Raw genomic sequence first — 13,806 nt, forward strand, 5'->3', positions numbered from 1 at the left:
ATGCATCAGTGAACGAGGCCATCCTTTCACGTTGTTATATACCGATCGTGCGCTGGCGTCTATTCGTGATCGGACTCAGCGCGATCCACATGATCTACCTTAAAGCGTCCATCGATACATCAGAATTGCCGCGCGCACGTCGAAGCACATAAACATACGCGGCAATGCGCCACTATTTGCTCTTAAGCCTCACACGATAAGCACACCGCCGCGCCCCGGCGAGCACGTGCTCCTCCCGCTCAATCGAGCCGTCCTCGCCGACGATCTCCGCGAACAACTGCAACTCCGTGCGGCAAAAGCCCTGGCAGGTGCGCGCCGCCGCGCAGATCGGACAGTGGTTCTCAAGCAGCAGCCAGTCGCGCCCGTCTTTCTGCAACTCGGCCATATAACCTTCCGCGCTACGCAGCTCCACGAGTCTGGCCAGCCGCGCCTTGAGCCCCTTGATCGGCTTGAGCACCGCGAGATAGTTCGCGCGCGTTTCCATCGCACGCTGGTCGATCAATTTGTCGAGCCCCTCTTCGCCGAATAGATGGCGGATCGAGCCGAGCAATTGCACGGTCAATTGCGGATGCGTGTCCGGAAAGCGTGCGTTACCTGCTTCCGTCAAACCCCAGCTTTGACTCGGCCGCCCCGGCCCGGCCTGCGACGCCTGGCGCCCTTCGATCAAGCCGCCTGTCAGCAGCTTCTGGATCTGCTGCCGCGCGGCTTCGACCGTAATGCCGAGTTCGCCCGCAATCGACGCCGTCGACAAAAGCCCCTGAGTCTTCAACAGATTCAGGATGCGATCCACCGGCGCAGCAGCCGACGCGGCCTGCGCGAGCACCGGTGAATTTTCCAAGCTTTCATTTGCATATCTCATCGGAGCACATTATTATCCAAGCCAATACTTGCATAATAAGCCAGCCTCGCACGGCTGTCCACGACATGAAAAATCTGCAATCGGATGTCCCGGCCTGGAGCGATCTGCTCAGCGGCAGCAACGGCTGGCGGGCGTTGGGCCTCGCGGGCGGCGTCGCACTGCATGCCACCAACGTGTATGTGGCAACGACGATCCTGCCATCGGTGGTGCATGACATTGGCGGGCTCGAACTGTACGCGTGGAACACCACGCTGTTCGTCGTCGCGTCGATTCTCGGCTCGGTGTTGTCGGTGCGCCTGCTCGCGATGCTCGGCGCGCGTTCCGCCTACTTCGGCGCGCTGGCGGTGTTCGCACTGGGCACCGTGGTGTGCGCGAGCGCGCCGTCGATGCTATGGATGCTCGCCGGCCGCACCCTGCAAGGGCTCGGCGGTGGCATTCTGCTCGCCCTTAGTTACGCGCTGATTCGCGTGGTGTTCGAAGAACGCCTGTGGCCTCGTGCGATGGGGCTGGTGTCGGGCATGTGGGGCGTGGCGACGTTATGCGGGCCCGCGGTCGGCGGCATCTTCGCGCAGCTCGGCGATTGGCGGCTGGCGTTCTGGGTGCTGCTGCCGGTCGTGCTGCTGCTCGCCGTGATCATAAATCGCGAGGTCGACGGCAAGCGCGCCCACGGCGAAGCGGCTCAGCCGATCCCCTTGCTCAAGGTCAGCCTGCTCGGCGCCTCGGTACTGGTGATCTCGCTCGCCGCATTAACCGAAGACATGCGCTGGAACGCGCTCGGTGTCATCGCCGGTCTCGGCTTCGTATGGCTGCTCGCAAGACTCGAACGCAGCAACACTCACACGCGCCTGTTACCAAGCGGATCGTTCTCGATTCGCACGCGGATCGGCAGCCTCTACGCCTGCATGAGCCTGCTCGGTATCGGCGTGACCAGCGAAATCTTCGTGCCGTATTTCCTGCAGACAATTCACGGACGTTCGCCGCTGGCCGCCGGTTATCTGACCGCCTTGATGGCGGCCGGCTGGTCGGCCGGCTCGATGTTCAGCGCCGGCCGTTCCGCCACCGCCGCGCAGCGCTTGAGCCGGGCCGGGCCGGTGGTCGCGGCACTCGGACTCGCAGTACTCGCATGGCTGATGCCGATAGCCGGTTTGTTCGACGGCTGGCCTGGCGCGGTCGCATTGTGCACGGCGCTCGCAAGCGTTGGACTGGGTGTCGGGATCGGCTGGCCGCATCTGCTCACGCGCGTCTTCACCGCCGCGCAGCCGGGCGAAGAAAACCTCGCCTCGCTGTCGATCACCACCATTCAATTGTTCGCGATGGCGTTCGGCTCGGCGCTCGCGGGGCTCGTCGCAAACGGCGCCGGTCTTACGGCGCTCGCGCCGCTGCCGGGCGCGCAACACACCGCGCTCTGGCTGTTCGCGACGTTCGCGCTCGCGCCCCTGCTCGCTGCGTGGCTGATCCGCCACCCGGCGCGCCTTACCGGAGAAGCATCGTGATAGATCGAGTGCAGGCTATGCGGATCTTCGTGAAGATCGTCGATGCCAGCAGTTTCACGCGCGCCGCCGAGTCGCTCGAGATTCCTCGCGCCACCGCGACGACCACCGTGCAGTCGCTCGAATCCCTGCTCGGCGTGCAATTGCTGGTGCGCACGACACGCAAGGTCACGCTAACCGCGGAAGGCGCCGCCTACTACGAGCGCTGCGCGCAGATTCTCGCCGCAATCGACGAAGTCGAGTCGGGCCTGTTCAACAGCCCGGAGAATCTGCGCGGCCGCTTGCGTGTGGCGATGCCGGGCATGATCGCCGCGTCGATCGTGGTGCCCGCCCTGGCCTCGTTTCGCGCGCTGCATCCGCATGTCGAGCTCGCGTTCGGCGTGAGTCATCGCACGCTCGATCTGGCCGGCGAGAGCGTGGATTGCAGCATCGAGTTGGGCGAGCTACCCGACTCCCGGCTGCTCGTACGCCGCCTCGGGTTGCTCGAACGCGTCACCTGCGCGAGCCCCACGTATCTCGCGCGATTCGGTGAGCCGCGTCACCTGGACGATCTCTCGGATCACGTCGCGGTGAACTGGCTGTCAACGCAAACCGGCCGGCGCGTGGACTTCGACTTCAACGTGGCGGCGCGGGCGAGCAAGGTAAAAGTGGACGGCTTCATTCAGGTGAACGACGAACACACGTACCTCGCGTGCGGGCTCGAAGGGCTGGGGATGATTCAGCCTGGGCGCGCCGCCGCTGCACCGTATCTTGCATCGGGACAGTTGGTCGAAATCCTGCCGAAGTGCAAGCCGACACCGATCGCCCTCTCCGTGACGTATGTGAAAAGCCGGCAGATTTCGCCGCGCGTGCGTGCCTTTGTCGACTGGCTCGCCGAAGTATTCGACAACGCACCAGGAATGGTTAAGGCTGTGTCGCCGCTGGCCGATCCACCGCCGTGGCCGGTGCTCGACGCGCAGCGGATTCACGAAGGCGATACGACAGCGCACTAAGTGCATCGACGTGCCAACACGCACGGAGATGCATTAGCACCTCTCAACGCGCCTGAGCGAACTCCTCTGCCACCGCCGCAATCAGCACCTGAATCCGCGCGGTCTTGTACAGATCGGCATGCGCGACCACCCAGACATCGAATGGCTCTCCAAGATGCGGCATGACACGCACCAGTTCCGGTTCGTAATCGGCGCGAAAACACGGTAACTCGGCGAGACCGAAGCCGGCAAGAGCCGCCTCGAACAGCATCGCCGTGGATTGCGTCTGGAACACGAGGCGCCCGCGCGAAGTCGGTTCGCCACATAACGGCGCCCACATTGATGGCGAGGCCGGCTGTTGATACATCACCAGATCGTGACCCTCGAACGCCTCGCCTTCGCGCGGCTCGCCGCGTGCTGCAATGTATTCGCGCGACGCGTAAATACCGACCTCCAGTTGCCCGAGCCTGCGCGCGATCAGGTCCGGCGCATCGGGCCGCAGCGTGCGGATCGCCACGTCGGCTTCGCGCCGCGTCAGATTGGTGATCTGCGCGGACGTCACGCAGACGATCTCGATGCCCGGATGCGCGCGCCGTACTTTGGCAATGGCCGGCATCACGAAACGCTTGCCGAGCGAATCGGTAGTGGCGACGCGAATCGTGCCGGCCAGTTGATCGTCGAGCCCGGCAATCCGCCGTTCGATCGACAGGGCTGCCTGCTCCATCGTCTCGGCCGCCCCGAGCAACGCTTCGCCGGCTGGCGTCAGCACGAACAAGGCGGGGGTGCGCAGAAACAGCGTCGTAGAAAGCGTTTCTTCGAGCGCGGAGATCCGCCGGCCGACCGTCGCCTGATCGACATTGAGTTGCGCCGCCGCGCCGCGCAGCGTCCCCGTGCGCGCCACGGCGAGAAAAAATCGTGCGTTGTCCCAGTTGATCATTGGCTGCGTTGTCCGTGATGCACTTTTGCATGATACACATGCACATTCACTGCTTTATTGCATTTGCACATGTGACTAGACTTCGTCGATCGACCCAATTGCAAAGTTAGTCCAAGGAACGTGCGATGACCGAATGCACCGCTGAACAACCGCTGCCTGCCGCGCTTGCCGACACGGCGCGGCAAGCTAAACGTCCGCGCCTGACGTTGGCGCTGGTGGCGAGCGGCATGTTCATGGCCGTGCTCGACACCACCATCGTCAACGTCGCGCTGCCGGCGATGCACACCAGCCTGGGCGCGTCCGTGGGCGGTCTCGCGTGGATCGTCGATGCATACACGCTGAGCTTCGCCGCACTGATCCTCGCGGGCGGCGTTGCGTCCGACCGGTTCGGCGCGAAGGCGGTGTACCTGTGGGGACTCGCGTTGTTCGTCGCCGCCTCCGCGGCTTGCGGGCTGGCGCCGAATGTCGGCGCGCTGGTGGTCGCGCGTTTCGTGCAAGGCAGCGGCGCGGCGCTGTTCCTGCCGGCGTCGCTTGCCATCGTGCGCAGCACGTTCGACGACCCTGTCGAGCGCGGCCGCGCCATCGCGGCATGGGCCGGGATTGCCTCGGTCGCGGCGGCAATCGGGCCGGTGCTGGGCGGCCTCCTCGTGCAGGGGTTCGGCTGGCGCAGCGCGTTTCTGATCAACGTGCCGACCGGGCTGCTTGCGTTCGCCGGCGCGTGGGTCGTCGTGCGTCATTCCACGCGCAGCGTCGGCCGCCGTTTCGACTGGAGCGGGCAACTGGCGAGCATTGTCGCGCTCGGAGCGCTCTGCTATGCGGCAATCGAATTGCCGTCGCGCGGGATCGCTGCCCGCGAGGTGTGGGGCGCAGCACTGCTCGCCGTCCTGGCGACGCTCACGCTCGTCGCCGTCGAACGGCGCGCGCATCATCCGATGGTGCCGGTCGAGTGGTTCAGCAACCGCATGTTCGTGACGATGAATGCGATGGGCACGCTCGTCTACGTCGGTTACTTCGGATTGTTGTTTGAGTTGAGCCTGTATCTGCACGGCGAGTTCGGTTTCGACGCGCGGCAGATCGGTCTTACGCTGTTGCCGCTCGCCGGTAGTCTGTCGCTCGGCAACGTGCTGGCTGGGAAGTTGCACGGGCGGTTCACGGCGACGCAGTTCATGACAACGGGACTCGTGCTGGCCGCCATTGCGGTACCGGCTATGGCAATGAGTCTGGAGTGGCGCGCGCCGTGGGTCGTCACGTATGCGGCGATGGTGATGTTCGGCGGTGGTACGGCGTTGTCGGTGCCGCCGATGATTTCGACCGTGCTGGAACAGGTGCCCGGTGAGTTGGCTGGCGTGGCCTCAGGATTGTTGAATGCGCTGCGGCAGGCGGGTGGTCTCGTTGGTGTCGCGATGGCGGGGGCGGCGACGATTCTGGCGCCGCATGTGTCGACGGCGTTGTGGTTTGTTGCTGGGATGGGGTTGGTGATGTATGCCGGCGCGGCTGTGCTGGCTGTGGTTGCGGCTTTTGCGCCGGTGTGGGGTGGGGGGCAGGGTGTTGCTTAGCCGGGGGCTTGTTGGTTGTTTGCTTACGGTGGTTTTTTGATTTGTTTTGCCTGCGCGGCGCTTGGCTGGGTGCCTACGGTGTTGGCCTTTCCTTGTTTTGTTATTGGTTTATTAGTGTCGCCCCTGTGCGGGGCAGGCACCTACTTTTCTTTGCCTGCTGCAAAGAAAAGTAGGCAAAAGAAAGCAGCTCACACCGCTAACTCTTAAGCGGGTCCCCCGCACAGTCACGGTAGCGGTCCATCTGGAATCTGTGTTCCCGCACATTCAGCCCTGGTGACAAGGCCGTCATTCTTCCGGCGGCGCTGCGCGCGCCGACGCGTTGTTCCTGAACCATAGGGCTGCTTCTTTGCGCGGCAGGTGTTCGGTGCCCCCCGTAGTTGCTGGCTTTGCGCTTTTCTCAGTCCCGGAAAAGCTCACCAGTGGGGTATTCGGTTCACTTCTTTTCTCCCGGAAAGGCTCACCTTTAGTGTCAACGGTGCTGGCGTAGTCGTGTCGGGTATCGCTGTTTCCTGATCTGTTCTATAGCCTAGAAAAGCGGCCGGAGTAGGCGGTAGCTGACTAATGCACTGCCGCGTCCTCAGGAAGTTTTCATCCGCCGCACAAAGATACGCCGCGTGACGTCGAACGCCACCAGATTACCGGCCACCACCAGCAGGAGCCCGACCACGGCCAATGCGGACCATCGGTAGCCTTCGAATACCGTCGACACCGCCAGCGCCACAATCGGAAACAGCACGGTGCAATACGCGGCCCGCTCCGGTCCGATGCGCCCGACCAGCATCAGGTACGCGGTAAAACCGATTACCGAGCCGAATACGGCCAGGTAAGCGAGCGCGCCAAGATAACGTGCGTCAGGCTCGATGGAAAACGAAAAGCCGGCCAGCGCGCTGCCCGCCGTCAAGATGCCGGCGCCGATCAGCATCGCCCAGCTATTGGTGGCGAACGGGTGCAAACCCATCGATTGCATTCGGCTCGATAGCAGATTGCCAGCGGAAAAACATAAGGTGCCCAGGAACGCGATCGCGAGTCCCAGCCACACCGCGTGATCGCCCAGGTGTCCCGCCATCTGCTGGACGAACAGGCACACGATGCCGACGAGCCCCAACGCCGCACCGGCAATCGCCGACGGTTGCAACGGACGCCCCATGAAGAGCCGGCCGTTGATCGAATTCAACAGCGGCGCGGTGGAAAATACCACCGCCACGAGACCGCTCGGCACCACCTGTTCAGCGTAGTAGAAGCATAGAAAGTTAAGACAAAAGAGCGCGAAGCCCTGTGCGGCCAGGAAGCGCCATGCGGCGCGCGGCGGCCAGATCGGCCGGCGCATGATGCGCAGCAGCGCGAACAGGATCAGCGCCGCAATCCAGAAGCGCCACGCAATCGATACGGGCGGCGGCACCGCACCCAATTGCCATTTGATCGCGATCCACGTGGTGCCCCAGATCAGGACGGTGGCGGCATAGAGCGAAAGATTCATGACGAAGCCTGTAGCAGCAAAAAGCGGAAACTCAACTATGCTGCCGCGGCGGCGGCCGCACTTGTCCAGGATTGCGCACTTTTTCGGACCGGCGCGCCGTCGGCGATCACTCGCCGTATACTGGGGCTCACCCTGCCATCGGATGCATCCCGCTCGTTCCGTGAACGCCAGACCGCCCGCCCCCGTGATCGAATCCACCGAAACGCCGTTCGGCCTTCAGTCGGTCTGTCACACGTTGCAGAGCGCCAACGCGAGTCTCGAACGGTTCGCGTGGCTCGGCGACCGGCTCGCCATCGCCGTCTGGACCCGCGACACCGAGGAGGCCGAGACCGTCTATGATCGGCCCGGCCATCACACGCTGTCGTGCTATCTGGATGGCGGCTATCGCACCGAGCGTCAGAAGATGCCCGGGCGCTACGGCGCACCGTCGCGGCTCTGTGCGCTGCCCGGCGAGCATGAGTCGCGCTGGTGGGTGCGCGGCCACATGCATTTCATGCATCTTTACTTCCTGCCCGAACATTTCACGCAACGCGCCGTGCAGGAACTCGATCGCGAACCGCGCGAATTGACGCTGGCCGATCGCACCTATTTCGAAGACGCCCGCATCGCGAGCCTGTGTCAGTCGCTCGCGAATGAAGACTGGCAAGACCCCGATGGCGTGCTGCGCACCAACGAAACCGCGCACGAGGTGTTGAGTCTGCTGCTGCGCGCACAAGGCGTGCGCCGCACGGATGCGTCGCTCAAGGGCGGATTGTCGGTCGCAACGCGGCGGCGCTTGCGCGACTATATCGAGAGCCATCTGGCGCAAACGCTCACGCTCGGCGAGCTTGCCGGTGTAGCGGCGTTGTCGGAATTTCATCTGGCGCGCATGTTCCGCACGTCGTTCGGACTACCGCCCGCTGCTTGGATCGCGCAACAACGGCTCGAACGCGCACGCACGCTGCTGCGCACCACGACACTGCCGCTCGCGCAAGTCGCCGAACAATGCGGCTACGCGAACGCCAGCCATTTCAGCCATCGCTTCCGTGAAAGCGTCGGGGTGACGCCTACGGCGTATCGGCAAGTGGTCAGCGCTGCGTAGTGGCAAATAGTGGCGGGTTGAGCGCACTGAATCGGGCTGACCTGGTCAGGTCCAACTCTGGACTTCATCGCTAGCCTTAAGCCGGGCGGCCCTACCTCAAGCTGACCTGCCCGGGCTCAACCCGACCGCTCTCACTGCAACGCCATCGCCAGCACACGCGCCACATGGATTGCGTCGACACCCGCGCCGTCATAGATCTGATGCCGGCAACTCGTGCCATCCGCGACCATCACCGTGTTGCCGTCGATCTTGCGTACTGCCGGCAGCAGCGACAGTTCCGCCATGGCCTGCGATGTAGCGTAATGCTCAGCTTCGTAACCAAAGCTGCCCGCCATCCCACAGCACGACGATTCCACCGTCGACACCTTCAGTTCAGGAATCCAGTTCAACACGGTTTGCACCGGCGTGAACGCGTCGAAGGCTTTTTGATGGCAGTGGCCATGAACGAGCGCCTGCTCCTTTGCCAACGGCTTCAACGCAAGCTGCAAACGCCCGGCCTTTTCCTCGCGCACCAGGAATTCTTCGAATAGAAATGCCTGCTTTGAAAGCCGCTGCGCTTCCTCGCCGAAACCGTAGTGCAAAAACTCGTCGCGCAACGACAGCAAACACGACGGCTCCAACCCGACGATCGGCACGCCACGCTCCACAAACGGCTTGAACAGATCGAGCATGCGCCGCGCTTCCTGCTTCGCTTCATCGACCAATCCGGCCGCGAGGAAGGTGCGGCCACAACACACCGGGCGCTCGCCCTGACGCGTATTGAAGTGCACCGTGTAACCGGCAGCCTCCAGCACCCGTTGCGCGGCGCGCGCGTTTTCAGGCTCCAGGTTGTTGTTGAACGTATCGACGAATAACAGCACTTCTTTCAGCGCGCCACCTTGGGCTGGCCTGGCGGTCACCGCGTTAGACAGAAACGATTTCTTGAAGCGCGGCAACGCGCGTTCGGGTGCGAAACCCATCGACCGCTTGAACCACGCCGACAACAGCGGCACGTTGTCCGCCAATGCAATCAAACCCGGCACACGGCTCGCCGTTGCCGCATAGCGCGGCATGAACGCCACCAACCTGTCCCGCAGACGCAGTCCGTGCCGTTTGACGCGCGCCGCCCGCGCCTCGATCTTGAACTTCGCCATGTCGACGCCCGTCGGGCAATCGCGCTTGCAACCCTTGCACGAGACGCACAGGTCGAGTGTGTCCTTGACGTCGTCGCTCGCGAGTCCTGCTTCGCCGAGTTGCCCGGAGACGGCCAGGCGCAACGTGTTCGCGCGTCCTCGCGTCACGTGTTGCTCATCCTTCGTCACGCGATAGCTCGGGCACATGGTGCCCGCGTCGAACTTGCGGCAATGGCCGTTGTTGTTGCACATTTCGACGGCCTTCGCGAGACCGCCCGACAGATCGTTGCCGCTGCCCGGTTGCGTCTCCTGCCCCGTCAGCGGATCGCGTTCGACATTCCACGCGGACCAGTCGAGCGCGGTCTCGATCCGACGCGCTTCGTAGCCCGGCGCAAAACGAAAATTGCGCGCGTCGTCCATTTTCGGCGGACGCACGATCTTGTCGGGATTGAAGCGGTTGTCCGGATCGAACAACGTCTTGATCTCCGCGAACGCCTGATTCAGACGCGGCCCGTATTGCCACGCGACCCATTCGCCCCGGCACAAACCGTCGCCGTGTTCGCCGGAATACGCGCCCTTGTATTCGCGCACCAAGGCCGCCGCTTCTTCGGCGATGGCGCGCATTTTCATCGCGCCGTCGCGCCGCATATCCAGAATCGGCCGCACGTGCAGCGTGCCGACACTCGCATGCGCATACCAGGTGCCTTCAGTGCCATGGCGATGAAACACTTCGGTCAAACGGCTCGTGTATTCCGCCAGATGTTCGAGCGGCACCGCGCAATCTTCGATGAAGGACACCGGCTTGCCGTCGCCCTTCATGCTCATCATGATGTTCAGCCCGGCTTTGCGGACCTCCCACAGCGCCTTCTGTTCGTTCGCGGCCGGCATCTCGACGACCGAATCGGGCAAACCCAGATCGGCCATCAACTCTGTGAGCTGTTTGAGCGAAGCGAGTTGCTCGTCACGGTCATCGCCCGCGAATTCCACCAGCAGGATCGCTTGCGGCTCGCCGACGAGCGCCTTCTCGATCACCGGCCGGAACGCCGGATTGCTCATCGCCAGATCGATCATGGTGCGGTCGACCAGTTCCACGGCGACCGGCTTCAGCTTGACGATGTGCTGCGTGAGATCCATCGACTGCCAGAAAGTCGGGAAGTTGACCACGCCAAGCGTTTTATGCGTGGGCAGCGGTGCGAGCTTCAATGTCAGTTGGCGGCTGAACGCCAGCGTGCCTTCCGAACCGACCAGCAGATGCGCGAGATTCGCGATACCGTCGTCGGTGTAGGCGCGCGGGTTCTGGCAATCGAACATGTCGATGTTGTAGCCCGCGACACGACGCAAGACTTTCGGCACGCGCGCCACGATTTCATCGCGTTCACGTTGGGCAATCTGCTTCACGCCTTCGACGATCTGCTGCAAGCGCGCGCCTTGCGGCGCCTCGCGCAATGAGGCGAATCTTGCTTCGCTGCCGTCGGCAAGAATGGCGTCGATCGCGTCGACGTTGTGCACCATGTTGCCGTATTCGATCGAGCGCGAGCCACACGAGTTGTTGCCGGCCATTCCGCCGATCGTACACTGCGCCGCCGTCGAGACATCGACCGGAAACCACAGGCCATGCGGCTTCAACCATGCATTCAGATGGTCCAGCACGACGCCCGGCTCGACCGTTACCGTACGCGCGTCGGCATCGAACGCGACGATGTTGTTCAGCCACTTGCTGGTGTCGATCACCAGTGCCTCGCCGACGGTCTGGCCGCATTGGCTCGTGCCCGCGCCGCGCGCGAGCAACGGCACCTTTTCGCTGCGGGCAATTTCCAATGCGATGCGCAGATCGTCCTGATCGCGCGGCACCACCACGCCGATCGGCGTGATCTGATAGATCGACGCATCGGTTGCATAGCGGCCGCGGCTCGCCGCATCGAACAGCACGTCGCCACGCAATGACTTGCGCAGGTGCTGCGCGAGCGGTGTCGTAAGACGCGCGGCCGAAGGCACCAGATGGATCGGCTTGACGAGTAAAGCGGAAGTGGAGTTCGACATATCGCCGGCCTATAAGAAAACGGGCTAGTACAGCGTCAGACTGATCGGTGCGAGACCTTCGATGCGCCCACTCGCCGTGCCCACGCTCTGCGGAAAAAACATTCCGGTGTACGAGCCGGTGGTGACGACCATCTCCGGCGTGACCGCAATGCCACGCGACGTGGCGTGATTGACGAGCCATGTCAGCAGACGCCGCGGATCGCCGGCCGGATTAGCGGGCGTTGCCTTGACCACGTCCTGCCCCTCGAAACTGAATTGCAAGGATGGCGCCACGAACGGAAAATCCTCGCGATACGGCGTAAATTCGCCGACGATCAGCGCACCGTGATTCTGCAAATCCGCGAGTTGTGCAAGCTTGTCGACCGTGGGCCACTCTGCATAACGGCTCGCCACGATTTCGATGGTCGCACCCATCGAGCCGATGCCAGCGTGCACGTCGGCTTCGCTATAGGGCGTGGTCGACGGTTCGAAGCGACGGCCGAAACGGAATGCGATCTCCAGTTCGAGGCCGAGCGGCGCGAAGGCTTGACGCGGCAAGCGTGCGCCGTCGGCATGCAGATCGTTTGCCGGCAACGGTGCGCCCTGGATCGGGCCGCTCTCAGACTTCGCACCGATCTTCCAGCCGCCGAGCGGCGCCTCCAGGATACGCAGGATCTCGTGCTGGATCGCGTAGGCGGCGGTGCTGTCGGCGGGCGTTTGCTCAGGCGGCAACGCCTCGAGCGTCAGATGATTGCGGCGCGCGTCGGCGAGACGCTGACTCAGTGATGTTGTCATTGCTTTAAAGGCGAAGAGAGGAAACCGTGCATTCCGAAACGGTGTGTCCGGAAACAGCGCATTCCGGACGTTGTATTCCGCGACGATGTAATCCGTTTACGCGCCCACGCCGGTCGTGGCGTGCGCTTCATCGGCTGCGTTGAGCGCGAACTTGCTCTCCGGCTGCATGCGGAACGCGAGCACCACGCCGATCGCCATCAACAGCATGCTGCCGACGAACGGCAACTCCCAGCTGCCGAAGTAGTCGATCAGAAATCCGCCGACCACCGGCGAGATGATCGCCGCCAATGCCGAGCCGGTATTCATCATGCCGCTGGCCGTGCCCGAGTATTCCGGCGCGATATCCATCGGGATCGCCCACATCGGGCCGATCGTCATTTCGGCGAAGAAGAAGCCTGACGCGAGACATGCCATCGACAGATACAGGCTATGCGTGAACATGAGCGGGATGAGCGAGAGCAGGCAGAACAGCATGCATACCGACACCATCCAGCTGCGCGCACGCTTCAGGCTGCGGGTACGCGTGAAGATCCAGTCGGTGACGATTCCGCCGAGCGTGTCGCCGATCACACCGGCAAAGAACACGACTGATGCGAAGATCGCCGACTTCTGCAATTGCAGGTGATAGCTGTGCAGGAAGTACTGCGGAATCCAGCTGAGGAACAGCCACAACGTCCAGCCGTAGCAGAAGTACACGATCGTGACCGGCCACATGCGGCGAAACAGTTTTCCCCACGGCACACCGGCTACTTTCGGCTTCGGCGTGGGCAAGACTTCGAGTTCTTCGGTTGTGATGCGCGGGTGATCTTTCGGATGTTCGGTGAACGTGAACGCCCACACCGCTACCCACAGCAAGCTGAACACGCCGCAGATATAGAACGATTCGCGCCAGCCCCAGGTCGCCATCACGAGCACGATCAAACCAGGCGCCACCGCATTACCGATACGCGATGCCGCGTGCGTAATGCCCTGCGCGAAGCCGCGCTTTTCTTTCGCGACCCAGCGCGCCATCGCGGATGTGGCGGCGGGAAACGTGGCGCCTTCGCCGAAACCGAGCAACACGCGCGCCGCCAGCAACGAAACCAGCCCACCGGCGAGACCGGTCAGCAACGTCGCCGCGCCCCAGATCGCGCCGCAGAAGATCAGCGTGCGTTTCGCGCCGAAGCGATCGCTGACCCAGCCGCCGATGATCTGAAAAATCAGATACGGATAGGCGAAGGCGGAAAACACCAGCCCTACTTCCGTATGCGAGAGTCCGAATTCCTTGCCGAATCCGGCGGCCGCGGTACTGACATTGACGCGGTCGAGGTAAGTGATGAAGTACATGATGCATAGCATCACTAGAACGATACTGGTCGCACTGCTCACACGAAACCGCTTCATCGTCTCTCTCCATTGCAGTCTATCGACGGCGCGCCTGGAATGGCGTGCTGCGTCGTCGCCCGTCAGCGGCATGCGCTGTGGGTCCATCGCATGTTGTTCATGAGCCGCGTTCTATGCTCGGCTTCG

The 13,806-nt window shown here is 63.0% G+C and carries 10 protein-coding genes; 4 read left to right on the forward strand and 6 right to left on the reverse strand.

Features of this window, described 5'->3' with window-relative positions; genetic code table 11:
- Positions 1–172 precede the first annotated feature (172 nt).
- The gene (locus ACOSV0_RS36615; RefSeq protein ID WP_434112936.1) at positions 173–838 is read right to left on the reverse strand and encodes a helix-turn-helix transcriptional regulator; all 666 of its coding nucleotides are present in this window, start codon (positions 836–838) and stop codon (positions 173–175) included.
- 86 nt (positions 839–924) lie between these two features.
- Here ACOSV0_RS36615 and ACOSV0_RS36620 point away from each other — a divergent pair, with 86 nt between their 5' ends.
- A complete protein-coding gene (locus ACOSV0_RS36620; RefSeq protein WP_434112938.1) occupies positions 925–2,352 on the forward strand; it encodes an MFS transporter in 1,428 nt (475 codons plus the stop codon).
- Positions 2,349–3,341, forward strand: coding sequence for a LysR family transcriptional regulator (locus ACOSV0_RS36625; RefSeq protein ID WP_434112940.1), 993 nt, complete (start codon positions 2,349–2,351; stop codon positions 3,339–3,341). Before ACOSV0_RS36620 ends, ACOSV0_RS36625 begins: the two co-directional genes overlap by 4 nt.
- Positions 3,342–3,384: 43 nt before the next feature.
- Here the strand turns inward: ACOSV0_RS36625 and ACOSV0_RS36630 are convergent, their stop codons facing one another.
- Positions 3,385–4,254, reverse strand: a complete 870-nt coding sequence (locus ACOSV0_RS36630; RefSeq protein WP_434116029.1) for a LysR family transcriptional regulator — start codon at positions 4,252–4,254, stop codon at positions 3,385–3,387.
- A gap of 128 nt (positions 4,255–4,382) precedes the next feature.
- On the opposite strand from ACOSV0_RS36630, the gene ACOSV0_RS36635 reads away from it, so the two are divergent.
- Positions 4,383–5,813 (forward strand): MFS transporter, encoded by a 1,431-nt coding sequence (locus tag ACOSV0_RS36635; RefSeq protein WP_434112942.1) that lies wholly within the window; start codon positions 4,383–4,385, stop codon positions 5,811–5,813.
- Between the two features lie 577 nt (positions 5,814–6,390).
- Here ACOSV0_RS36635 and ACOSV0_RS36640 read toward each other — a convergent pair.
- Entirely contained in the window at positions 6,391–7,290 is a 900-nt protein-coding gene (locus tag ACOSV0_RS36640; protein ID WP_434112945.1) for a DMT family transporter, read from the reverse strand.
- A 142-nt stretch (positions 7,291–7,432) separates the two neighbouring features.
- Between ACOSV0_RS36640 and ACOSV0_RS36645 the strand changes: the two genes are divergently transcribed.
- Positions 7,433–8,371, forward strand: a complete 939-nt coding sequence (locus ACOSV0_RS36645; RefSeq protein WP_434112947.1) for a helix-turn-helix domain-containing protein — start codon at positions 7,433–7,435, stop codon at positions 8,369–8,371.
- 131 nt (positions 8,372–8,502) lie between these two features.
- Here the strand turns inward: ACOSV0_RS36645 and ACOSV0_RS36650 are convergent, their stop codons facing one another.
- From ACOSV0_RS36650 to ACOSV0_RS36660, 3 genes are all read right to left on the reverse strand, one after another.
- Positions 8,503–11,523, reverse strand: coding sequence for an FAD-binding and (Fe-S)-binding domain-containing protein (locus ACOSV0_RS36650; protein WP_434112949.1), 3,021 nt, complete (start codon positions 11,521–11,523; stop codon positions 8,503–8,505).
- 24 nt (positions 11,524–11,547) lie between these two features.
- Positions 11,548–12,297, reverse strand: coding sequence for a 2-keto-4-pentenoate hydratase (locus tag ACOSV0_RS36655; protein ID WP_434112951.1), 750 nt, complete (start codon positions 12,295–12,297; stop codon positions 11,548–11,550).
- 96 nt (positions 12,298–12,393) lie between these two features.
- Entirely contained in the window at positions 12,394–13,680 is a 1,287-nt protein-coding gene (locus ACOSV0_RS36660; RefSeq protein ID WP_434112953.1) for an MFS transporter, read from the reverse strand.
- Positions 13,681–13,806: the final 126 nt, after the last annotated feature.

Origin of the sequence: Paraburkholderia caffeinilytica, from assembly GCF_051027425.1 — a bacterium.
GTDB lineage: Bacteria > Pseudomonadota > Gammaproteobacteria > Burkholderiales > Burkholderiaceae > Paraburkholderia > Paraburkholderia caffeinilytica_A.

Excerpts from the sequence above, each read along its gene's own strand:
- ACOSV0_RS36620 (WP_434112938.1), top strand. The coding sequence starts at position 925 with ATGAAAAATCTGCAATCGGATGTCCCGGCCTGGAGCGATCTGCTCAGC.
- ACOSV0_RS36635 (WP_434112942.1), top strand. The coding sequence starts at position 4,383 with ATGACCGAATGCACCGCTGAACAACCGCTGCCTGCCGCGCTTGCCGAC.
- ACOSV0_RS36640 (WP_434112945.1), bottom strand. The coding sequence starts at position 7,290 with ATGAATCTTTCGCTCTATGCCGCCACCGTCCTGATCTGGGGCACCACG.
- ACOSV0_RS36645 (WP_434112947.1), top strand. The coding sequence starts at position 7,433 with ATGCATCCCGCTCGTTCCGTGAACGCCAGACCGCCCGCCCCCGTGATC.
- ACOSV0_RS36650 (WP_434112949.1), bottom strand. The coding sequence starts at position 11,523 with ATGTCGAACTCCACTTCCGCTTTACTCGTCAAGCCGATCCATCTGGTG.
- ACOSV0_RS36655 (WP_434112951.1), bottom strand. The coding sequence starts at position 12,297 with ATGACAACATCACTGAGTCAGCGTCTCGCCGACGCGCGCCGCAATCAT.
- ACOSV0_RS36660 (WP_434112953.1), bottom strand. The coding sequence starts at position 13,680 with ATGAAGCGGTTTCGTGTGAGCAGTGCGACCAGTATCGTTCTAGTGATG.